17 protein-coding genes, 1 pseudogene and 1 riboswitch are annotated in these 21,476 nt (G+C 68.5%); of the genes and pseudogenes, 6 read left to right on the forward strand and 12 right to left on the reverse strand.

What is annotated here, in order from left to right; all coding sequences use genetic code 11:
• Window positions 1–58: 58 nt before the first annotated feature.
• From gcvP to GV790_RS08350, 7 genes are all read right to left on the reverse strand, one after another.
• On the reverse strand, window positions 59–2,809 hold the full coding sequence (gene gcvP / locus GV790_RS08320; protein ID WP_218586388.1) for an aminomethyl-transferring glycine dehydrogenase: 2,751 nt from the start codon (window positions 2,807–2,809) through the stop codon (window positions 59–61).
• 214 nt (window positions 2,810–3,023) lie between these two features.
• Window positions 3,024–3,120: riboswitch (glycine riboswitch) on the reverse strand.
• A 311-nt stretch (window positions 3,121–3,431) separates the two neighbouring features.
• A complete protein-coding gene (locus tag GV790_RS08325) occupies window positions 3,432–3,989 on the reverse strand; it encodes a MerR family transcriptional regulator (protein ID WP_014350797.1) in 558 nt (185 codons plus the stop codon).
• 229 nt (window positions 3,990–4,218) lie between these two features.
• Complete coding sequence (locus tag GV790_RS08330; RefSeq protein ID WP_163812228.1) at window positions 4,219–4,692, reverse strand: bifunctional nuclease family protein; 474 nt, start codon at window positions 4,690–4,692, stop codon at window positions 4,219–4,221.
• Window positions 4,693–4,850: 158 nt separating this feature from the next.
• Window positions 4,851–5,660, reverse strand: a complete 810-nt coding sequence (gene ftsR, locus GV790_RS08335; protein WP_163812230.1) for a transcriptional regulator FtsR — start codon at window positions 5,658–5,660, stop codon at window positions 4,851–4,853.
• 54 nt (window positions 5,661–5,714) lie between these two features.
• On the reverse strand, window positions 5,715–6,200 hold the full coding sequence (gene odhI, locus GV790_RS08340; RefSeq protein ID WP_036536402.1) for an oxoglutarate dehydrogenase inhibitor Odhl: 486 nt from the start codon (window positions 6,198–6,200) through the stop codon (window positions 5,715–5,717).
• 159 nt (window positions 6,201–6,359) lie between these two features.
• Window positions 6,360–6,758, reverse strand: a complete 399-nt coding sequence (gcvH, locus tag GV790_RS08345) for a glycine cleavage system protein GcvH (RefSeq protein WP_163812232.1) — start codon at window positions 6,756–6,758, stop codon at window positions 6,360–6,362.
• A gap of 63 nt (window positions 6,759–6,821) precedes the next feature.
• Entirely contained in the window at window positions 6,822–7,412 is a 591-nt protein-coding gene (locus GV790_RS08350) for a CDP-alcohol phosphatidyltransferase family protein (protein ID WP_104361077.1), read from the reverse strand.
• A 195-nt stretch (window positions 7,413–7,607) separates the two neighbouring features.
• Between GV790_RS08350 and GV790_RS08355 the strand changes: the two genes are divergently transcribed.
• The 3 genes from GV790_RS08355 to GV790_RS08365 all read left to right on the forward strand — a co-directional run bounded on the left by GV790_RS08355 (window position 7,608) and on the right by GV790_RS08365 (window position 10,733).
• Window positions 7,608–9,017 (forward strand): DUF2252 domain-containing protein, encoded by a 1,410-nt coding sequence (locus tag GV790_RS08355; RefSeq protein ID WP_163812235.1) that lies wholly within the window; start codon window positions 7,608–7,610, stop codon window positions 9,015–9,017.
• 134 nt (window positions 9,018–9,151) lie between these two features.
• Window positions 9,152–10,030, forward strand: a complete 879-nt coding sequence (locus tag GV790_RS08360; protein WP_280212815.1) for a nuclease-related domain-containing protein — start codon at window positions 9,152–9,154, stop codon at window positions 10,028–10,030.
• Window positions 10,031–10,064: 34 nt separating this feature from the next.
• Window positions 10,065–10,733 (forward strand): phosphatase PAP2 family protein, encoded by a 669-nt coding sequence (locus tag GV790_RS08365; RefSeq protein WP_163812238.1) that lies wholly within the window; start codon window positions 10,065–10,067, stop codon window positions 10,731–10,733.
• A gap of 114 nt (window positions 10,734–10,847) precedes the next feature.
• On the opposite strand, the gene GV790_RS08370 is transcribed toward GV790_RS08365, so the two are convergent.
• Window positions 10,848–12,779 (reverse strand): acyl-CoA dehydrogenase family protein, encoded by a 1,932-nt coding sequence (locus tag GV790_RS08370; protein ID WP_163812240.1) that lies wholly within the window; start codon window positions 12,777–12,779, stop codon window positions 10,848–10,850.
• Between the two features lie 167 nt (window positions 12,780–12,946).
• On the opposite strand from GV790_RS08370, the gene GV790_RS08375 reads away from it, so the two are divergent.
• The 3 genes from GV790_RS08375 to GV790_RS08385 all read left to right on the forward strand — a co-directional run bounded on the left by GV790_RS08375 (window position 12,947) and on the right by GV790_RS08385 (window position 17,716).
• Window positions 12,947–14,509 carry a threonine/serine exporter family protein gene (locus tag GV790_RS08375; protein ID WP_218586384.1) on the forward strand — a complete coding sequence of 521 codons (1,563 nt, stop codon included), beginning with the start codon at window positions 12,947–12,949 and terminating at the stop codon, window positions 14,507–14,509.
• A gap of 151 nt (window positions 14,510–14,660) precedes the next feature.
• Window positions 14,661–15,344 carry a biliverdin-producing heme oxygenase gene (locus GV790_RS08380; RefSeq protein ID WP_280211592.1) on the forward strand — a complete coding sequence of 228 codons (684 nt, stop codon included), beginning with the start codon at window positions 14,661–14,663 and terminating at the stop codon, window positions 15,342–15,344.
• 341 nt (window positions 15,345–15,685) lie between these two features.
• Window positions 15,686–17,716 carry an SDR family oxidoreductase gene (locus GV790_RS08385; protein ID WP_163812245.1) on the forward strand — a complete coding sequence of 677 codons (2,031 nt, stop codon included), beginning with the start codon at window positions 15,686–15,688 and terminating at the stop codon, window positions 17,714–17,716.
• A 9-nt stretch (window positions 17,717–17,725) separates the two neighbouring features.
• Here the strand turns inward: GV790_RS08385 and GV790_RS08390 are convergent, their stop codons facing one another.
• From GV790_RS08390 to GV790_RS08405, 4 genes and pseudogenes are all read right to left on the reverse strand, one after another.
• Complete coding sequence (locus GV790_RS08390; RefSeq protein WP_256673122.1) at window positions 17,726–18,379, reverse strand: cutinase family protein; 654 nt, start codon at window positions 18,377–18,379, stop codon at window positions 17,726–17,728.
• Window positions 18,380–18,535: 156 nt separating this feature from the next.
• Window positions 18,536–18,771: pseudogene (locus tag GV790_RS30520) on the reverse strand (alcohol dehydrogenase); the annotation flags it as partial.
• Between the two features lie 181 nt (window positions 18,772–18,952).
• Window positions 18,953–19,783, reverse strand: a complete 831-nt coding sequence (locus GV790_RS08400; protein WP_163812247.1) for an IclR family transcriptional regulator — start codon at window positions 19,781–19,783, stop codon at window positions 18,953–18,955.
• Between the two features lie 118 nt (window positions 19,784–19,901).
• Window positions 19,902–21,365 (reverse strand): serine/threonine-protein kinase, encoded by a 1,464-nt coding sequence (locus GV790_RS08405; protein WP_280211598.1) that lies wholly within the window; start codon window positions 21,363–21,365, stop codon window positions 19,902–19,904.
• Window positions 21,366–21,476: the final 111 nt, after the last annotated feature.

Raw genomic sequence — 21,476 nt, forward strand, 5'->3', positions numbered from 1 at the left:
ACCACAACCGGATTCCCGCGTCGCCACGGCATGACCCGTGGCGGCGGTCGCGCATTCGTCAGTCGGTGTAGGCGTCCAGCGGCGGGCAGGAGCACACCAGATTGCGGTCGCCGAAGGCGCCATCGATACGGCGTACCGGCGGCCATACCTTGGCGCGGGCGTGGCCGAGACCGCGCGGATACACCGCGATTTCACGACTGTAGGGGTGCTCCCACTCCCCGACCAGGCTCGCGGCGGTATGCGGCGCACCGCGCAGCGGGTTGTCGGTGACCGGCCAGACGCCGGCGCCGACCTGATCGATCTCACCACGGATGGAGATCATCGCCTCGATGAAATCGTCGAGCTCCGCGAGATCTTCACTCTCGGTGGGCTCGACCATCAGGGTGCCCGCCACCGGGAAGCTCATGGTCGGCGCGTGGAAACCGTAGTCGGCCAACCGCTTTGCCACATCATCGACGGTGACGCCGGTCTGCTTGGTGATCTCGCGCAGATCGAGAATGCACTCGTGGGCGACCATGCCGTTCTCGCCGGTGTAGAGCACCGGGAAGTAGTCGTTCAACCGGCGGGCGATGTAGTTGGCCGACGCGATCGCCGACAACGTCGCCCGGCGCAGGCCGTCGGCGCCCATCATCCGGATGTAGGCCCAGGTGATGGGCAGAATCGAGGCCGAACCGTATTTCGCCGCCGACACCGCGTGCGAACCGGGCTCCAGCGGATCGCCGGGCAGATACTGCGCCAGATGCGAACGCACCGCCACCGGTCCGACGCCCGGACCGCCGCCGCCGTGCGGGATGCAGAAGGTCTTGTGCAGATTCAAATGGCTGACGTCGCCGCCGAACCGGCCCGGCCGCGCCAGGCCCACCAGCGCGTTCAGGTTCGCACCGTCGATGTAGACCTGCCCGCCCGCCTCGTGCACCAGCGCGCACAGTTCGGCGACCTCGTGCTCGTACACGCCGTGCGTCGACGGATAGGTGATCATGATGCAGGCCAGCCGGTCGGCGTGATCGGCGATCTTGGCGCGCAGATCGTCCAGGTCGACGTCGCCGTTGTCGCGGCAGGCCACCACCTCGACCCGCAGCCCCGCCATGGCCGCCGACGCCGCGTTCGTGCCGTGCGCGCTGGACGGGATCAGGCAGGTGTCACGGTGAGTGTCGCCGCGATCGAGGTGATAGCGGCGAATCGCCAGCAGGCCCGCGTACTCGCCCTGGCTGCCCGCGTTGGGTTGCAGGCTCACCGAGTCGTAGCCGGTGATCGACGACAGCCAGCCCTCCAGATCGGCGATCAGCCGCAGCAGGCCGGGCGCGTCCTCGACCGGCGCGTACGGATGCACCCGCGCGAATCCGGGCCAGGTGATCGCCTCCATCTCGGCGGTCGCGTTCAGCTTCATGGTGCAGGAACCGAGCGGAATCATGCTGCGGTCCAAGGCGATGTCCTTGTCGGCGAGCCGGCGCAGATAGCGCAGCATCGCGGTTTCGGTGCGGTAGCTGGTGAACGCGGGATGAGTCAGGAACTCCGAGGTGCGGGTCTCGATCGACACCGGCTCGCCACCCGGCTGCTCCGAAGGCAGTGCGGTACCGAAGGATTCGAGCACCGCAGCCACGTGGGCCTCGGTGGTCGCCTCGTCGCAGGCGATGCCGACATGATCGGCATCCACCAGCCGCAGGTTGATGCCACGCGATTTCGCCTTGCCCACAACGGCTTCCGCACCGCCGGGCACATGCGCGAGCACGGTGTCGAAGAACCGCTCGTGCACCACGGCGCCATCGAGACCGGCGGCGATCGCGGCCGCATGTCCGTGCACACGTCGCGCGATCGCGCGCAGGCCGTCCGCACCGTGATAGCTGGCGTACATGGCGGCGACGATGGCCAGCAGCACCTGGGCGGTACAGATATTGGAGGTGGCCTTCTCCCGCCGGATGTGCTGCTCGCGCGTCTGCAGGGCCAGCCGGTAGGCGGGCGCGCCATCGGCGTCGACCGACACACCCACCAGCCGGCCGGGCAGCTGCCTGGCATGCTTGGTGTGCACCGACAGATAGCCGGCGTGCGGGCCGCCGAAGCCCATCGGGACGCCGAAACGCTGGGTGGTGCCGAAGCAGGCATCGGCGCCCTGCTCGCCCGGCGGCGTGATCAAGGTCAGTGCCAGCAGATCCGCTCCGACGGCGACCAGTGCGCCCCGCTCGTGTGCGGCCTCGATGATCGGCGCCATGTCCACGATCCGGCCCGAGGCGCCGGGAACCTGGGTGAGCACCCCGAAGAATTCACCGTCGGGCAGCTGTCCGGAGGCCAGGTCGGCTTCCACGATCTCGATGCCCAGCGGCTCGGCGCGGGTGTAGAGGATGGTGCGGGTCTGCGGGAACAGGTCGGCGTCGATGAGCAGGCGCGGGGAGGCCGACTTGTTGGCGCGGCGCAGCAACGTCATCGCCTCGGCGGCGGCGGTGGCCTCGTCCAGCATGGACGCGTTGGCGACCTCCATGCCGGTCAGGTCCGAAACCATGGTCTGGAAGTTGAGCAGGGCCTCGAGCCTGCCCTGGCTGATCTCGGGCTGATAGGGGGTGTAGGCGGTGTACCAGGCCGGGTTCTCCAGCAGATTGCGCACCAGCACCGGCGGCGTCAGCGTGTCGTAGTAGCCGAGCCCGATCATCGAGGTCGCCACCGTGTTGGACTGCGCGAGCGCGGCCAGCTCGGCCAGCACTTCGTGCTCACTGGCGGCCGGCGGCAGCCCGGACAGGGCGGAGCCATCGAGGATCCCGGCGGGAATCGCGGCGGCGGCCAGATCATCGAGCGAATCGACGCCGACGACGGGCAACATCCGGTCGAGTTCGGCGCTGTCGGGTCCGATGTGGCGGTCGGCGAAGGTGCGTCTCACGGCTAACTCCCAGGTCGGGCGGGTCGACCCAGTGGTCGACGGGTTCCAGCCCTCCCCCTCTGTCGTGGCGCCTGAGAGATTCGGTGGCGACGACCGGACGGCCGTGCCCCTTTCCCCATGGGCGGGCAGCCCGCAGCCACCGCTTTCCAGAGGCGCCGAAGCCCGTACGGTCCCTGTTGCCTGAGAGATTGACGGGGAGGTGCTGCTCCTTCGGCGCCCGGACTCGAGGCCCGGAACTCTCCCGCACGGCGGCGACGCCCTGTCATTTTAGGCCGCAGCTGCAGAACAGCCGGTTTTCGGCCCCCCGGATGGCTCGGGTGTCGGCGGCCGCGACTCGCGCCTGCGGCACGCACGCTGCTGCCCCGAAACCCGAGCCGGGCAGAAACCACGCGGTCTACCTGGCGGTTTCCGGTCAGGAAGAGAGCTGCGGCCATAGCAGGGCGCACGCTTGTGTGATCTTGATCTGTGCTCGAGAACACGGTGGTCCCGGCGCATCCCCGGCGTCGGGACCATCGTTTCGGCACAGTCGGCGGCCCGACCGTGCGCGGGCGTGACCGGACGGGAACTAGCCCGTCTTACGGTTCATCCGTGCTTTTCGGCGGTAGGCGAGCTCGTCTTCGGGTCGGTCGCTGGCCGCGGTGGCGCGTTCGGCCGGGAAGTTGGCGATCGCGCCGGTCAACTCACGCATGGCACCGCTGACGGCGATACCGAAGACGCCCTGCCCGCCCTGCAGTAAATCGACGACCTCCTCGGGTGAGGTGCACTCGTAGACCGAGGTGCCGTCGGAGAACAGGGTGATGCCCGCCAGATCCTGTACGCCGCGGCTGCGCAGGTGGTCGACCGCGATGCGGATGTTCTGCAGCGAGATGCCCGCGTCCAATAGTCGCTTGACGATCTTGAGGACCAGGATGTCCTTGAACGAGTACAGCCGCTGACTCCCCGAGCCGGCCGCCCCGCGGATCGACGGCACGACCAGACCCGTGCGCGCCCAGTAATCGAGCTGCCGGTAGGTGATACCGGCCACCTGGCATGCGCTCGGCACGCGGTAGCCCACCAGGTCGTCGGGCACCGAGTCGTCCGGGAACAGTCCTGGCTGTACCTCGTCCTGGTAATGCTCTGCCACTGACCACTCCCTTGTTCCGCCGACGCGTTCTCAGCCTCATCGATGACCCGGCTCCGTCACGGCCCACGAATCGAGCACCGGTACCCCGGCGCGATCCTGCCGAAACGGACGTGGCCCAACTATCGAGATTACTCTTCTCGATTGTCTCGGGAGCGGTCTCGTCCGACCAAACGCGACGCGCGGTAAGAGTCTCGACCTGTACTTAAGGTCTAAAAAATAGTTTCCGCGCTCAGCTGTCGGTGGCCTTGAAATCGTCGGGCGAGACCGACTCGAGGAACTCCTTGAACTTCTCCACCTCGTCCTCGCGCTCGTCCGGCATCACCAGACCCGCCTCGTCGAGCACCGCTTCCTCGGCAAAGATCGGGCAGCCCACGCGCAAGGCGATCGCCACCGAATCCGACGGACGTGCGGAGATGCGCAGATCGTTGTCGAAGACCAGATCCGCGTAGAAGGTGCCCTCCTGCAGATCGACGATCCTGACCTCTTTCAAGGTGTGCCCGAGATCGGTGATCAAGATCTTGATCAGGTCGTGGGTGAGCGGGCGGATAGGGGTGACGCCCTCCTGCTCCAGCACGATGGCGGTCGCCTCGGCCTGCCCGATCCAGATCGGCAGATACCGGTCACCGGATGCCTCCCGGAGCAACAGCACGGGCTGGTTCTGTGGCTGCTCGACACGGATGCCGATCACGCGCATTTCGCTCATCGCACTGCCTCCCAATACTCGCCGACAGCCCGCCGTGTCCCTACCCGAGCTCGCCGTAACACGAGTCTAAGCGAATTCCCGACGGTGCCGCGATGGCTGAGTTCACGGCGTTGCGCGGTCGTCGAGCACCGCTGCGGACCCTCTCGAACGCCGCGCGATCAGTTGCCGAGCGAGGCCCGGACCGAGGCCTTCACCAGGCTGGTGTGCAGGGTCAGCGACAACGCCGCCAGCTCACGCACGGTCTCCTCCGCACGGGCGCGCGCACCGGCGTCGCGGCTCTTGGCGATGGGGGCCGCGATCTGGGCGACCAGGGCCGCCTCACGGTCGGCGGCGAGTTTGAACGCCCGCAGATGCCGTGCCTCCAAACCGAACTCCGACATCGCGCGAGCGGTTTTGGCCAGCGTCACCGCGTCGGCGTCGAAGAAACCGGCGGCGCCGGGGGTGATCAGATTGGCCCGGATCAGGTCGTTGAGGAATTTCTCGTCGATACCGGCCTGCTCGAGCAGATCGGCGCGGGTGAGCCGGACCTCGTGGTCGAAGCGCAGCTCATCCGGGGAGATCTCGCCGGGAACCACGCCGAGCCTGCGCGGGGCCGCGGCCCGCTCCCCCGCGGCACGCTCGCCCTCGCCGGCGGCACGTTCGGGTTCGGTGCGCACGGAGTGCGCCCGGGCGCGGGCTTCCCGCACACCGAGCGTCGCCGCACCACTGTCGATCGCTTCGAGCTGTTCCTTGATCACCTTCAGCGGCAGGTACTGATCCCGCTGCGCGGTGAGCACGAAACGCAACCGCTCGCAGTCGGCCACCGAGAATCTGCGGTAGCCCGAGGGCGTGCGTTCGGGCCGGATCAGCCCCTCCGCCTCCAGGAAACGGATCTTGGAGATGGTGATGTCGGGGAAATCCGGCCGCAGCAGGTCGAGCACGGAGCCGATCGACATGCCTCCGCGAGCCCACTGCGCCGCGCCCGTCATGACATCGAGTCTTTCATGTGAGAGCGCCGATCACGTGTACCGGCGCACCGCCTGTCACAAGCTGCCCGCACCCGCCGCCGAATCGGTGGTCTGGGCGCGCGGACCGGTGAGGAATACCAGCCGGAACTTGCCGATCTGCACCTCATCACCGTTCTGCAGCTCGGAGGAATCCACCGGCTCCCGGTTGACGTAGGTGCCGTTGAGGCTGCCCACATCGACCACCTGGAAGGAATCCTCGTCCTGACGGAACTCGGCATGACGGCGACTGACGGTCACGTCGTCGAGGAAGATGTCGCTGTCGGGGTGACGTCCGGCCGAAGTGGTCGGCTGGTCCAGCAGGAACCGCGAGCCCGCGTTCGGACCGCGCTTGACCACCAGCAGGGCCGCGCCGACGGGCAGTCCCTCGACACCCTGGACCGGTTGTTCGCCGGTCGCCTCTCCGGAGCGTGACGCGTCGACCTCGTTCAGGAAATCCGCGCGGAAGACCGACGTCGTCTCGGCCGCGGTCTCCCCGTAACCCGGGTCTTTGTTCTCGCTCACCGTTTCTCTCCTCCTCGAACCTGATAAGGCAGTTGCTGCCTCGACCGCCGCGACCTCGAGTCGCGGCCGCACAACCCACCAGCGGCCGGCAGCACATCCGTTGGCATTGACCGTACCCTGCCGGGGCGGACCCGTGCAGGGAGAACTGGGAAGGCCGGGTCAGCCCCCGATAACTCCTTGATAACCTGCGGCATCGAGCAGTTCACCGAGTGCGGTGTCCAGCGCCGCGGCATCGCTCACCTCGAGCTCGAACAGCCACCCCGAACCGTAGGGGTCGGTGTTCAAGGTCTCCGGTGCGTTCTCCAATTCCTGGTTCGCCCCAACAACTTTCGCGTTCAGGGGAGCATAGATGTCGGAGACGCTCTTGGTCGATTCGACCTCCGCGATGCTCTCACCGGCCGCGACATCGACGTCGACGGCAGGCAACTGAACGAACACGACGTCACCGAGCTGGGACTGGGCGTAGTCGGTGATGCCGACCCGGACCCTGGAGGGGCCGATCCGACGCACCCACTCGTGCTCTTCGGTGTAGCGCAGGTCCTCGGGCGTCTGGGTCACAAGGCATCCTTTCGTTGTGCACGGTGCACGCAACTCTATAGCGAGCGCCGGTCCGAGCGTGGATCAGTGGTCGGTCCTGCGCGGTATCGCCCGTGCTACGGCGATGGCCTTACCGGTGTAGAGCACGCCGGTCCAGACGTAGACCGCGGTGCCCCAGACCAGTAGTGCCCCACCGAAGGCCCGGCCGAAACCATCGCCCGGCCAGTCCATCTGCCCGGCCAGCAGCCAGGGCAGCGCCGACATCAGCGCGAAGGTGGCGGCCTTGCCCAGATAGATGACCTCGGGCGGATCCAGATCGCGGCGCCGGTACACCGACAGGGTCAGGGTCAGGATCAGGTCGCGGCCGATCAGCAGCGCCGCCACCCACCAGGGGATCAGTCCGCGGATCACGAAGGCGGCCAGGGTGGTCACCAGATACAGCCGGTCGACGAACGGATCGAGCAGGGCGCCCAGCTTCGAGGACTGGTCGAGCAGCCGGGCCAGTTTGCCGTCGAGGAAGTCGGTGACGCCGCTGACGACGAGCAGCGCGAAGGCCCAGCCGTCGGCATGCTCGACCAGCATCAGCCACAGGAACACCGGTACGCCGATCAGCCGCAGCACGCTCAGCGCGTTGGGCACGGTCAGGATGCGGTCGGCGAAGACGCCGCCGAACACCTCGCGCTCGGCACCCCGGCCGGATTCGGTCGTCCCCGATTCGCTTGTCACAGCCCCGTGCATACCGCATCGGCGCTCTCACGCGCCATCCGGCCCGCACCTGGGGGCATCACATGGCCCCGTGCGGGGTGCGTGCGGGCTCACTCCCGTACCGGGCACCCGTACGCGGCGCCGGAGTCGGTAGCGTACGCGGTGATGAGCAGTCGAATCGACCTCCGCAGCCACGTCTCCGCCGACGACGTCCGCGCCCGCGGCGCGGCACTGCGCGAACAGGTGCCCTTCAGCGCGCGCGATCGCGAGGCCGCCGCCCCGGATCGCCCCGGCGTGCTCCCGTTCGTCGCGGCGAGCAATGCGGGCCGGTTGGCGCATCTGGTCCCGCTGCGAATCGGACGGATGACCACCTCGCCGTTCACCTTCTATCGCGGTGCGGCCGGTCTGATGGCCGCCGACCTCGCCGCCGGGCCGGTCACCGGGCTCACCGCCCAGCTGTGCGGCGACGCGCACGCCGCCAACTTCGGCCTCTACGGCACCCCGCACGGCGACATCGTCATGGATATCAACGACTTCGACGAGACCGTGGCCGGGCCATGGGAGTGGGACCTGGAGCGGCTGGCGGCGAGCCTGGTGCTGGCCGGGCGCGAGGGCGGCTCCAGCGAGGACGACTGCCGTGATGCCGCGCGAGACGCGGTGCGTTCCTACCGTCGCACCATCGCCGCGCTGGCCGAGATGCCGTTCATGGAGTCCTGGACCGCCCTGCCCGACGAATCGATGATCAGCAAGGCCAAGGCCGACGATCTGCTCGACGATTTCAAGAAGGCGGCGAAGAAGGCCCGTAAGAACACCAGCGCCAAGGTGGTCGCCAAATGGACCGAGCACCTCGACGACCACGAAACCGGCATTCGTAAGCAGCGTTTCGTCAACGATCCGCCGATTCTGACCCATGTCGACGAGGCGGTGGCCGAGGCCGCCATCGACGCGCTGGAGAACTACGGGAGCACGCTGCGCGAGTCCAGGCAGGGTTTGCTGGCCCGATTCTCGGTGTCCGACATCGCGTTTCGTATCGTCGGGACGGGCAGCGTCGGCCTGCACAGCTACGTCGCACTGCTGCACGGCAACGACGGCGAAGTGCTGGTGCTGCAGTTGAAGCAGGCCAATCCGTCGGCGTTGACGCCCTTCGTCGCGCCGGCCCCGCCGCGCCACGAGGGTGAGCGAATCGTGCAGGGCGCCAGGCTGGTTCAGGCCGAGACCGACATCCTGCTCGGCTGGACGAGCATGCGGGTGCCCGCGACCGCCGAGGAACCCGAGCGGGAACTGCCGTTCGTGGTGCGCCAATTCCGCAACCTCAAGGGCGCGATCGACCCTGCCGAACTGGATTCGAAGGATCTCGACGATTACGGCAGGCTCGCGGGCGCACTGCTGGCCCGTGCGCACACCCGGTCGCTCGACCCACGCGCCACCGCCGGATATCTCGGCGAGGACGAACGTTTCGAGGAGGCGGTGGCCGAATTCGCGGTGCGCTACGCCGACCGCACCGAAGCCGATCATGCCGAGCTGGTCGCCGCGGTGCGCGCCGGAAAACTTCCCGCGGAGCCCGCGGACGGGTAGCCTTCGGACCGGCGCCACGCCCGTCCGCCCCGGACACAGCGCGGAGCCGCAAATCTCGGGTCGGCGCCGACCCGCCTCGTATCCTGTCCGGTACCGGGTGTCGACGTGAAGGGCGGTCGCCAATGCTCGTGCGAGTGCAGAACAGCGCAGGCACCAATGCCGAACGGGCATTGATCGACTGGTTGCGCACCTGGAAGGACCCCGGTAGCCCACACGGGGTCGCCACCATCAATTGCAGCCTGTTCCATCAGGACACCCTGCATCAGTTCGATGCGGTCATCTGGACGCCGACCAGCTGCGTGGTGATCGAGGCCGAAGCACTGATGGCACGCCAGGAGGGCGTGCTGCAGATCCCGCTCAACGGCGCGTGGACGGTCTCGGGTGAGCCCGCCGTCTGGGAGAACAAGGACCGGCGCACCCCCCTGGAACGCTCCCGCGATCACACCTTCGCGCTCCAGAACTGGCTGGCGGCCCGTGGGCTCGGCCAACGCGCGGTGCACGGTGTGGCGCTGATCGTGCCGATGCGCGGCGCCCGGATACAGCTCGAACAAGCTTGGAGCGACCCGAGTTTCGATGCCATTCTCGGCGACGATCCGGAGCGCCTGCGGCACTACTTCGACACCCTGGCCCAGGCCGAGAACCACCTCTGGACCGCCAACGACGTCGCGATCGCCTTCCGCGGGCTCGGCATCCTGCCGTATCTGCCCGCCCCACAGGAGTTGCTCAACGAAGGATTCCTCGGCCCCATCGATATCACGCTGTGGCACGGCGGCCCGGCGCAGGCGCAGGCCGAGGCCTACGCCGAGGAGCTGGCGCAGGCCGAACGCGAGGCCGCCAAGCCCAAGGTGCTGCAAGCGCCCTGGTACAGCCCGTGGAAGCTGTATCCGCCGGAGCGCGGCGACGTCGATTTCGGGCGCGCGTTCATGCGATCCACCCTCGCGGTCGGCATGGTCATCGCCTTCGCCTGGGTGCTGTGGATGGTGATCACCGCCATCCTCACCTACGGTCCGTAGGCGCTTGTCGGCGGCGGTGACTATCGTCGTTGCGGTGATCGCAGCACCCGGAACGGGCGAACCCGCGGCGCGTGGACCGGATACCGCACCCGACGCGCCGATGCCCGACCGAACCGGCCCGTGGGGTGCGGCCGCGGTCGCGGGCACGGCCACCGTCGCGATTCCGCTGAGCTTCCCGCCCGACGGCGGGCCGACCGGCCTCGATCAGCGCATCGGCGAACCGATCAGCGCCGCCCTCGATCCCCGGCCGTGGGTCGCCGAGGTGCTGGCGCTGGCGAGCAACACCTGGGTGGTGATCGCGTTGATGCTGGCCGGCGCCGCCTGGTTCGGCTGGCAGCAGCGCTGGTGGCGCGCCGCGAGCATGGTGGCGGTGCCGGAGGTCGCGGCCGGGCTCAATACCTGGGCGCTCAAACCGTTCTGGGGTCGTCCACTGCACGACTATCTCGCCTATCCGAGCGGGCACACCGTGCATCTGGTAGCGGTCGCGACGACGTTTCTGGTGCTGATCGAATCCACCAGGGCGCGGCTGATCATCGCCGGCTGCGCGGTGGTGGCGTGGGTATCGGCGGCTATCGGCATGATCGCCCTCGACTATCACCATGCCACCGACATCATCGGCGGCGCGGGTGCGGCGATCGCGATGTCGGTGTTGCTGTGTTCGGGGATCGCGCAGGTGCAGCGTCGTACGGCGCAGTCCGGGTGACGATCCACGCGCCGAGCGGGTGCGGCCCGACTCGGATCGCCCCCGAGCCCGGCGTGCAGGACCCGCGCCGAGCGCATCGTGCCACTCGGCGCGGACGAGACAGGCCCTACCCTCTCACTGCCGCTCGTAGACGCTCGCGTCGTCGAGCATGGCCGCGCGCAGCATGGATTCGGGCACGCCCATCGCCTCGATGAGCGTCAGCGCGTCCGGGCGCAACCGGTCGACGAGTTCGTTCACTCCGCGCCGCACGGCTTTGCCCCGCTCGACCGACATGAACCTGTGCATGATGAACCACGCCAGGTTCTCTTCGAGGGTGGCGTAGACGAACAGATCGCACACCGTCTCCGCCAAGGCGCGGGCGTCGGGATCCTCGATTCCGCTGATGCCCTCGATGAACGCCTCGAGCACCAGCCGATCGATATGGGCCGAGCCCGCGGCCAGAATATGATCCTGCGCGTTGTTGAACGCCTCGAACGGGCTGGTCTCCTCGGCCCGCGCGCGCAGCCGGTGCGCCGCGGTGCGGACCAGATAGTCCTCGCGGTCGGCGAACAACTGCAACTGGACCGCGCGCTTGGACAGATCGCCCTCGTCGACGGATTCGTCGCCGCGATCACGCAGGGTCTGGATCAGCTGACGCACGCCCGAGCGCTTGCGCACCACATCGCCTGCCATGGTGGCGGCGAAGCGCACCCAGCCCAGCGCGTCGAGATCGCGCACCTCATCGGAGTAGGCGGTCAGCAGTTCCTTGGCGACCAGCTGGGTCAAGACGACGTTGTCGCCTTCGAAGGTGGTGAACACATCGGTATCGGCCTTGAGGGTGACCAGGCGGTTCTCGGTGAGGTAGCCGGCGCCGCCGCAGGCTTCGCGGCATTCCTGGATGGCACGGGTGGCGTGCCGGGTCTGGGCGACCTTGAGGCCCGCGGCGCGCTTCTCCAGCGCGCGTTGGGCGCCCGGATCGAGGTCCTGGCCGGTCTGCACCAGATGCATGCGCCGGACCAGGTCGTTCTGCGCGAAGGCCAGCGCGTAGGACCGTGCGATCAGCGGCAGCAGTCTGCGCTGGTGATTGCGGTAGTCCAGCAGAAGGATCTCGCCGCCGTCGTCCGGGTCGCCGAATTGCCGGCGCTTCAGGGCGTAGCGGCCTGCGATGCTCAGCGCCACCCGCGCGCCTGCCGCCGCGGCGCCGCCTACGCTCACGCGGCCGCGCACCAGGGTGCCGAGGGTGGTGAAGAACCGGCGGCTCGGGTTCTCGATCTCGGAGCTGTAGGTGCCGTCCGGTGCGACGTCGGCGTAGCGGTTGAGCAGGTTCTCCCTCGGCACGCGCACGTGGTCGAAGACGATGCGGCCGTTGTCGACGCCGGGCAGCCCGCCCTTGAGCCCACAGTCAGAAGTGGTGACGCCGGGCAGGTCGTTGCCCTGCTCGTCGCGGATCGGCACCAGCAGGCAGTGCACGCCGTGCTTGCCCTCGGCGGTGATCAGCTGCGCGAAAACCGCTGCCATGCGGGCGTGTTCGGCCGCGCCGCCGATGTAGTCCTTACGCGCCGACGGGGTCGGGGTGTGCACCACGAATTCCTGGGTGGCCGGATCGTAGGTCGCGGTGGTCTCCAGATTGGCGACGTCGCTGCCGTGGCCGGATTCGGTCATCGCGAAGCAGCCGAGCAGATCCAGCGAGATCAGCCGTTTGATGAAATCGCGATGCCGCTCGGTGCCGAGGTTTTCCACCGCGCCGCCGAACAGGCCCCACTGCACGCCCGATTTCACCCATAGCGACAGGTCGGTGTAGGCCAGCATTTCCAGCCCGACGACGGCCGCGCCCGGCTCACTGGTACCGCCGTTCTCCCGGCGAAAGCCGCGTTCGGCGATACCGAGCCCGGCCAGCGCCCGCATCTGCTCGAGCACCCTGGCCCGTGCGGCGCGGTGGTCGAGTTCGGGATCGCCGGCGAACCGGTCGCCAGCCAGTTGTTCCCTTGCCTGTTCCCGGACCTCGCCCCACGGTCCGTCCAGGGCTTCACGAAGGTGATCTGCCGTCGATGCGCTGCCGGTAGCCATGACCCGACCATAGCCGCATCCGTCGGCGCCGGGCCGAAAGAACGCGGGGCGAGATCGGTCACCACAGCACGGTTCGCCCCGGCCGCCGGGACGGCGGATACCGCGTCTGCCTGCGGTTGCGGGTATCACGATGCGCGGGCCCGGTCGGGGTGACTACCTTCACGGCTATGGCTATTGGCGCGCCCTCGGGAGGAGACATCGGCGAACCACGCGTCGACGATTTCGCGGCGCGTGGTCCACGACGACGCAGAATTCTCCGGCTGCCGGTCGTGACGCAGGCCTTCGGACGGCTGGTCGGTGACCGGCAGGCGACCGCCGACACCATCGTCGCCGCTCCGACGCCGCTGCAGCCGATCGACCTCACCGACGACGCCAAGGTCGCCGAGGTGCTCGACCTCGCCGTGCGGATGGGTGAGGTGGTGCTGGCCTCCGGCACCTCGGTCAACGACACCACCACGACCGTCCGGTTCATCGCGGCCACCTACGGTCTGGCGCGCTGCGATGTCGATGTCACCTTCGACGCCATCCGCATCTGGGCCGACCGTGGCCGCTCGCTGCCGCCGGCCAGCAGCATGCGCATCGTGCACTACCGGGGGATGGATTTCACCCGGCTGGCGGCGGTGGACCGATTGACCCGGCGCATCCGCACCCAGATCGTCGACCCCGAAGACGCGCGTGCGGCGCTCGACGCCATCACCTCGGCGCCACACCCCTATCCGCGCTGGGTGGCGACCTTCGGCTGGTCACTGCTCGCCGCCTCGATCGCGGTGCTGCTCGGTGCCGGTGCGCTGGTCGCGGTGATCAGCTTCGCCGCCACGGCGGCGATCGACCGCGTCAACCGGATTCTCAATCGATACGGACTGCCCTTCTTCTTCCAGCACATGGTCGGCGGTGCGATCGCCGCCGCACCCGCGATCGTGCTGGCGACGCTGGCCGAACCGCTCGGCATCGACGTCGACCCGACGCTCATCATCGCGGCGGGTATCACCGTGTTGCTCAGTGGTCTGCAATTGGTCGGTTCGGTGCAGGACGCCATCACCGGCAGCCCGATCACCGCGGCGGCACGCATGCTCGAGGTGGTGATGATGACCGGCGGCATCGTCGCCGGGATCGCGCTGGCGCTGCGGATGGGCCAGATCCTCGGTGCCACCTCACCCCCGCTGGATCTCACTCCGGCCCGGGTCTTCACCGATCTGCCTGCCAAACTGCTCGCCGGTGCGGTGGCGGCGCTGGCCTACGCGCTGGCCTGTTACGCCGAGCGCCGGGCACTGGCCGCCGCCGCACTCAGCGGCGCGGTGGGCACCGTCGTCTTCCTGCTGGTTCAGCACGCCGGGTTCGGGCCGGTGGTGTCCTCCGGCGCCGCGGCCACGATCATCGGCCTCGCCGGTGGTCTGATGGCGCGGCGCGCGTTGACCCCGCCGTTGATCGTCGCGGTCGCGGGCATCACCCCGCTGCTGCCGGGCCTCAGCGTCTATCGCGGCCTGTACGGCACGCTCAACGACGAACTGCTGATCGGGGCCAATCAATTGCTGGCCGCCCTCGGTGTCGGGTGTGCGCTGGCCGCCGGTGTCACCCTCGGCGAATGGTTCGACCGGACGGTGGTGCGCCCGCCGGTGCTGCGCCGCTTCGGCAACCTGCGCCGGCCCATCGTCCGGCGCCGTCGCAGGCCCGCCGGACTGCCGCCGTACCTGCGCAAGGAGATCCCGCCCTACCTCCGCAAGCAGAAGTGAGCCCATCGCGGGAATATCGGTGAGCCGGTATCGTCGAAGCGATCGGTCCGCCGCGGCGCGGTCCCGCCACGGCGTGCCCGGGCCCGCGGCCGGCCGCGCAGACGGTTTCAGTGAGGGTGAGGTGGTTTCGGATATGTCGCACGGTCCGAATGTGTCGGAGACCGATCACGCTACCGCGGAGCCGCTACCGTTCTCGGTGCAGATCCGCAGCGCCACCGCCCGTCAGCACGAAGAGGCGGAGAACTCCTCGTTCATCTCCGACATGCTCGGCGGCGAACTCGGCGTCGAGTCCTACCTGCGCTACACCGGCCAGCTCTGGTTCATCTACCGCGCGCTGGAGGGCCGCTGGGACGCTTTGGCCGATGACCCGATCGCCGGGCCGTTCATCCGTCCCGAGCTGGCTCGCACCGCCGAACTCGAACGCGACCTCGCCCATCTGGCCGGCCCGCGGTGGCGTGACGGGCTCGAACCGCTGCCCGCCACCGCCGCCTACGCCGCGCGCATCGATGAGTGCGCGCGCGAGTGGCCGGGCGGCTATATCGCCCACCACTACACCCGCTACCTCGGCGACCTGTCCGGTGGCCAGGTCATCCGCGGGACCGCTGAGAAACTGTGGAATCTGCCCCACCGGGGTGATGGTGTGCGGTTCTACGTCTTCGACGGCGTCGGCAACCCGGCCGCGTTCAAACGCGAGTACCGGGCGCTGCTGGACCGGATTCCGCTCGACGATCTGGAGCGTCGCCGCGTCCTCGATGAGGGTCAGCGGGCCTTCGCGATGAATACCGCCGTGTTCGAGGAGCTGGCCGAGGAATTCCCTACGCGACGGCCGTCCTGATCCGGTAGGCGACATCTGGTCAAGCGACCGATTGTCCGCTCTGGACGGGCGATTCGGTTATCTGTCACCCTCGGTTTCATAATCCTTATCTGAAAACTGTTGTAACACACAAAATCCCCGTCGGCGCCGTCGTGACCATTCCCACAACGACTCCGCGCCCATCCGGCTTGCTACCGACGGGTAACCCCGATTACTGTTCCGATCAGTCAGGACGAAGGTGTTCCTACTTTCGGCCCGGCGAAATCTTTCGGGGGGTCGAAATCTTCGATTGTCCGCATTCACCGCTGCATGCCGGACAGCTCTGTGCGACAACGGCTTCGAGTGAACAGCAGGGGTAGACAGTGGTCTCTTTTATTGTGACAGGCGGTACCGGATTTTTGGGTCGTCGTGTCGTGCAAGGAATTCTGGACAATGAACCGGACGCACAGGTGCATGTGCTGGTTCGCCCCGAATCGCTGGCCAAGTTCGCCTCGCTGGCGACTCGCTGGCGCGGGAGGGAACGGCTGCACCCGCTGGTCGGCGACCTGACCGCGGACGGCCTCGGACTCACCGAGCCCGCACCCGCCGCCGATCACATCATCCATCTCGGCGCCGTCTACGATATGACCGCCGACGAGACCACCGCGCACGCAGCGAATGTGCGCGGCACGAATTCGGTTCTGGCACTGGCGAAACAACTCGACGCGGTGCTGCATCACGTTTCATCGGTGGCGGTGGCCGGTGATCATCGCGGCCAGTTCTTCGAAGAGGATTTCGATCTCGGGCAGCGCCTGACCTCGCCCTACCACCGCACCAAGTTCGCGGCAGAGAAAATGGTGCGCGAATCCCAGGGTGTGCGCTGGCGGGTGTATCGGCCGGCGATCATCGTCGGCGATTCCCGTACCGGCGAAATGGACAAGATCGACGGCCCCTACTACTTCTTCCCCGCCATTGCCGCGCTCGGCGGGCTGCCCGCCGACTTGCCGCTGCCGCTGCCCGATCTCGGCGCGACCAACGTGGTTCCGGTCGACTACGTGGCCGCGGCCATGGTCGAGCTGGTACGCAGGCCGGGCCTGGACGGGCGCACGTTCCACCTGGTGAATCCGCGCCCGCAACCCTTCGGTGAGATCTACGGCGCGCTCGCCGCCGCGGCCGGCGCGCCCTCGGGCGTGGGTCCGCTGCCGGGCAGCCGTCGCGCGTTGAGTGGGCTGTCGCATCTGCCCGGCGTGCCCGCGGTGCGCGATTTCCTGTTGGAACGGGTGGGCATTCCGGCCGCGGTCGCGCCGCACGTGTCGTTCTCGGCGGAGTTCGTCTCCGATTCCACCCGCGCGCTGCTGCGCGGGCTGCCGGTGCCGGAGTTCGACAGCTACGCGGCCCGGCTGTGGGAGTACTGGCGCGCCAACCTCGATCCGGATCGTCACCGGCCCGCCTCCGCCGAGGAGATCTTCACCGGCCGGGTAGTGCTCATCACCGGCGCGTCGTCGGGAATCGGGCTGGCCACCGCGCATGCGGTGGCGCGGCGCGGTGCGACAGTGCTGATGGTGGCGCGTGGCCGCGCGGAGTTGGCGGCCGCGGCGGAGGCGGTGGGTGCCGATGGCGGTGACGCGCACGCCTATCCATGCGATATCACCGATGCCGAGGCCGTCGACACCCTGGTCGCCACGATTCTCGCCGACCACGGCGGGGTCGACTACCTGGTGAACAATGCCGGCCGGTCGATCCGCCGCTCGGTGGTCAATTCCACCGACCGGATGCACGACTTCGAACGGACCATGGCGGTCAACTATTTCGGCGCGGTCCGGCTGATCCTGGCGCTGCTGCCGTCGATGCGCGAGCGCCGCTTCGGCCACATCGTCAACATCTCCTCGATCGCGGTGCAGACGAAGGTGCCGCGGTTCGCCGCCTACGTCGCCAGCAAGTCGGCGCTGGACAATTTCAGTGAGATCGCCGCGGTGGAGAATCGCGATGCGGGTATCACGTTCACCTCGGTGCGGATGCCGTTGGTGCGCACGCCGATGATCGCGCCGACCGATCTCTACCGTTCACTGCCGGTCCCCGATCCTGCGCAGGCGGCGGCCATCGTGGTGCGGGCACTGGTCGAACGCCCCGACCGGATCGACACGCCGGTCGGCACGTTCGCGCAGGCGGTGGAGCTGCTGATGCCGTCGGTCAAGCGCACGATCATGCACCAGGGGTACCGGATCTTCGGTGAATCGAAGGCCGCCGCCGGGGTAGCGCCGCGGCCGGAAGGCCCCGGTGCGGCCACCGCCGATCAGTTCGCCGAGCAGCCGCGCAACCCGTTGACCGCGCTGTCGCCGGTCCTGCTGCCGCTCATGGCCTTGCCGGGTCCGGCGGCGCGGATGGCCAGGGTGGTTCCGGGCCTGCACTGGTAATCCGGCAGCTCAGAGCAGGCGAGCCGCGAAGTCGGCTGCCGCGGCGATGGTGTCGCGGTAGCCGACGTGCGCGTCCGGGTTCATCGCGCCGAGCTCACAGATCGGATCGCCTGGCGCGCAATAACTCCTGGTCCGGCCCGCATAGATGTCGGTGACCGACCACGCGTTGAGCCGCAGCGGATCACCGAACAGCAGCACCGCGGCGATCCGTGGCGCCAGCGCGGGCGGCAGCTGCCGGATTCCCGGCATCAGGGCCATCACTCCGGTGCCCAGCGCCCCGTGCACGACGAGGGCACCCTGTGAGTACCCGGTGACGATGTAGCGCTGTCCCGGACACTGTGCGGAACGGTCGACGAGGTGGCCGACCAGATCGGTGGTGCCCTGGCCGACCGACCCCGGGTCGAGCAGGTCGGCGGGATAACGCACCGGATAGGCCCCGACGCTCACCGGAACCGTCTCGGTCACCGCGGCGTACAGCGGATCGCCCACCACCGCACCGAGATAACCCGGCTCATGGGTGCCGCGGGCGACGACCAGTTCCGCCGCCGCACAGCCGTCTCCCCTGGCCGCAGCACTCCAGCACCCGGTACCGAGCGCGAGCAGAACTGCCGCGAATAATGTTGCCGCAGTACGAATAATGGTCCGACCACACTGTCCGGCCATCGTGATCACCGCCGTTCACACCCGAAAGTGCCTGCCGGGGAGACGGTGTCGGCACACCGGCCCGGCCGTATCCGCGAAGGTACGAACGGTGCCCTACCGGGTCAAGCCGGATGCGCCAACCGATATCGACTCAACGCCCAACCGTGTCCTGATCCGTCACGGAACGAGCACCGCGGCGCCGCGAATCGTCCGTGCGCGAGGTCGCCGAGGGCGCGATCGGCGGCGTCGAGCGGATCGGGGTGGGTGGCCAGGTGGATGCGCTGCCGGCCCGCGGCGGCGAGGAACTCGTGCGCGTCGTCGCGGGTATTGGCGGTGACGCAGCGGATCTCGCGTTCCCGGAACAGATGCCGCTGATAGTTCATGGCCGGGACATCGCTGAGGTGTATGCCCGCGGGCCGCTCCCCATCGGGCCCGGCGTGCGCACTCGCCAGCACCGCATCGGCGATACCTGTCGCTGACCTGCTGCTCCATCGCACTCCTCGTGCTCGACGACGAGCGGTGTGGACGGTTTCTGCGACGAAGACTACTCCGCTGTGACGACCCGGCCGTCCGATGGGCGTGGTGACGCCGCGGTCAGAAACGAGATGCCAGCACATCCGCGGCTTCCCGCGCGAGACTCATGAGCATGCGAGCCTGACTGCTGATATCGGTGGCGGACCGGTCGGCCCCTACCCGGGTGCTCAGCGACAGAGCCGCGACCGCCATCCCCCGCCTGCGCACCGGCACCGCGACACAACCTATTCCGGGCACCGATTCCTCATTGTCGACCGCGACGCCCTGCCGGTGCCGGATACGGGCCAGTTCACGGTGTAGTTCGACGCGGTCGCCGATGGTGCGTGCGGTGAGCTGCGGTAGCCGCTCCCGGAACGAGGCGTCGACCACACTCGGCTCCAGTGCGGCCAGCATGGCCTTGCCGAGAGCGGTGCTGTGCGCTGGCATGCGCCCGCCCAGCCGGGTGGGGACGTTCGCGGTATGCCGGCCGCCCACTTTGTCCAGGTAGAGGACCTCGCGCCCGTCCAGCACACCGAGGTGCCCGACGAGTTCGAGATCGCTGTGCCTGCACAGGTCGTGCAGCAGCGGGCTCACCGCGTCGCGGATTTCGTTGTGCCCAGCGGCCAAACCGCCGAGTTCGAGCACGCGCAGGCCGAGCCGGTAGCCGCCGGGTGCGTGCGCGAGCCATCGCAGCCGGATCATCTGATCGAGGATGCGGTGGACGGTGGAGCGGGGCAAGCCGGTGCGTTCGACCAGTTGGTGCAGGGTGAGTATCGGGGTGGCACCGTCGAAAGCGTCCAGGATGAGGGTCATCCGCTCGATCATCGAGACCGGCGGCTCGGGGCGTGGCACCGGATCCCGACCGGCCCGCAACGCGCCGGTCCCGGGGTGAGTCGGCACCTCGACCGTCAAGATCAACCTCCATCGTGCAGCGGGTACAGCTTAGGAGCGGTGCACCCACGGGCAGTATGGATTCGGCCGGCCGAGACCACGATCACATACCGGCCGGTCTCGGTATCACGGGTCGCCGTCAGTTGGGCAGCAGCGGGGTGATGAGCCTGCTGCACAGCCATCGGCCATCGACGAGCTCCATGCGAGCCGACATCGAGATCTGCTCGGTCTCCTCCGGTTTGCCCGGCGGCGAGTTGATCTGGGTGAGCAGCACATCGACGTCGGCGACGGTGTCGGCAGCGCTCATGGTGGCGGTGCATGCGGCGTCGGCGGCACGTGACCGGATCGGGTCGGAGGCCACGAGCATCCCGACCACCGGCAGCACCCCCTGCGCCTGGGTTTCCCATTCGCCGGTGGCGCCGTCATAGACGCGTTGCTCCCATCTGTCGGGATCGTCGTAGTCGTAGGTGGCCATCAGCTTGCTGTACTCGCAGGCCGCGTGTTCGGCGGCCGCCTGTGCCCCGGCGGGCGGCGTGGGCGGTGCGGGCATCTGCGGGTCGCCGCCGCCGCGCAGCACCACCGCGGTGATGGCGGCGGCGGCGAAGAGCGCGAGGGCGGCGAGCGCCGCGGCCAGTGGTTTGCGTGCGGTGCGCCATCGCGATGCCGGCGCCCGGTTCATCGCGGAAGTGGCGACCGCGGGCCGGTCGCCGGATCCGGCTCCCGGCGCGGCGTTCGGAGACAACGCTGTCGGGCCGGTCGCGCGCGGCGCGGTCAATGCCCGGCGGGCAGCGGCCGCCAATTCACCACAGCTGCCGTATCTTTCGTCGCGATTCTTCGCCATGGCTCTCGCGATGACGTCGTCGAAGGCCGGTGGAACCGCCGGGTTGCGCGCGCTCGGACGCGGCACCGGTGCGTTGAGGTGGGCGGCGATGAGCTGACCGGTGCTGGCCCCGGGATAGGGCAGCTCCCCGGTCAGCATGTAGTAGAGGGTGCAGCCGAGGGCGTACACATCGGCGCGGTGGTCGGTGTCGGCGCGCAATTCGAACTGCTCCGGCGCCGCGTAATGGAAACTGGCGTACAGCTCCCCGGTCCTGGTCAGGCCGTCGACGCGGTCGAGGGCCTTCGCGATACCGAAATCGGTGAGGTAGACCTGCCGTTGCGGTCCCCATTCCAGCAGGATGTTGGCGGGTTTGACATCTCGGTGCAACACACCGAACCGATGCGCGTGATCGAGGGCCTTCGCCGTTTCCTCGGTGATCCGGACGGCGTCGGCGGGCCGGATCGGCCCCTCCCGCAGTGCGGTCGCCACATCGGTGCCCTCGATGTACTGGATCGACATCCACAGCCGGTCCTGCTCCTGCCCCCTGGCATACACCGCGACGATATTCGGGTGCGCGAGCCGCGCCGCGGTATCGGCTTCCCGCAGGAATCGTGCGCGCACCTCGTCGTCGTCCCCGATTACGGGGCTGAGCAGCTTCAACGCGACCATCCGAGGCAGATCCCGGTCATGCGCCAGGTACACCTGCCCCATGCCGCCCTCCCCCAGCAGCCGTTCGATCCGATAACCGGCGAACTCCTGCCCCACCGCCAGCCGTCGATCCACCCGCAATCCCTCCACGAAACTGCCGCATACCTTAGCGGATGGGCGGGGCCCGCCGACCGCCACGAATTCTCATGGCGCGGGGGTGTGGATCGTGCGTGCGACGGGATTCGG

The sequence above is a fragment of the Nocardia cyriacigeorgica genome (assembly GCF_010858045.1).
Lineage (GTDB): Bacteria > Actinomycetota > Actinomycetes > Mycobacteriales > Mycobacteriaceae > Nocardia > Nocardia cyriacigeorgica_E.

What these genes read in the sequence shown, in the direction of transcription:
- GV790_RS08375 (WP_218586384.1), top strand. Translation starts at nt 12,947, where the DNA reads ATGGCTATTGGCGCGCCCTCGGGAGGAGACATCGGCGAACCACGCGTC.
- GV790_RS08330 (WP_163812228.1), bottom strand. Translation starts at nt 4,692, where the DNA reads ATGAGCGAAATGCGCGTGATCGGCATCCGTGTCGAGCAGCCACAGAAC.
- gcvP (WP_218586388.1), bottom strand. Translation starts at nt 2,809, where the DNA reads ATGTTGCCCGTCGTCGGCGTCGATTCGCTCGATGATCTGGCCGCCGCC.
- GV790_RS08370 (WP_163812240.1), bottom strand. Translation starts at nt 12,779, where the DNA reads ATGGCTACCGGCAGCGCATCGACGGCAGATCACCTTCGTGAAGCCCTG.
- GV790_RS08390 (WP_256673122.1), bottom strand. Translation starts at nt 18,379, where the DNA reads ATGGCCGGACAGTGTGGTCGGACCATTATTCGTACTGCGGCAACATTA.
- GV790_RS08355 (WP_163812235.1), top strand. Translation starts at nt 7,608, where the DNA reads ATGAGCAGTCGAATCGACCTCCGCAGCCACGTCTCCGCCGACGACGTC.
- ftsR (WP_163812230.1), bottom strand. Translation starts at nt 5,660, where the DNA reads ATGACGGGCGCGGCGCAGTGGGCTCGCGGAGGCATGTCGATCGGCTCC.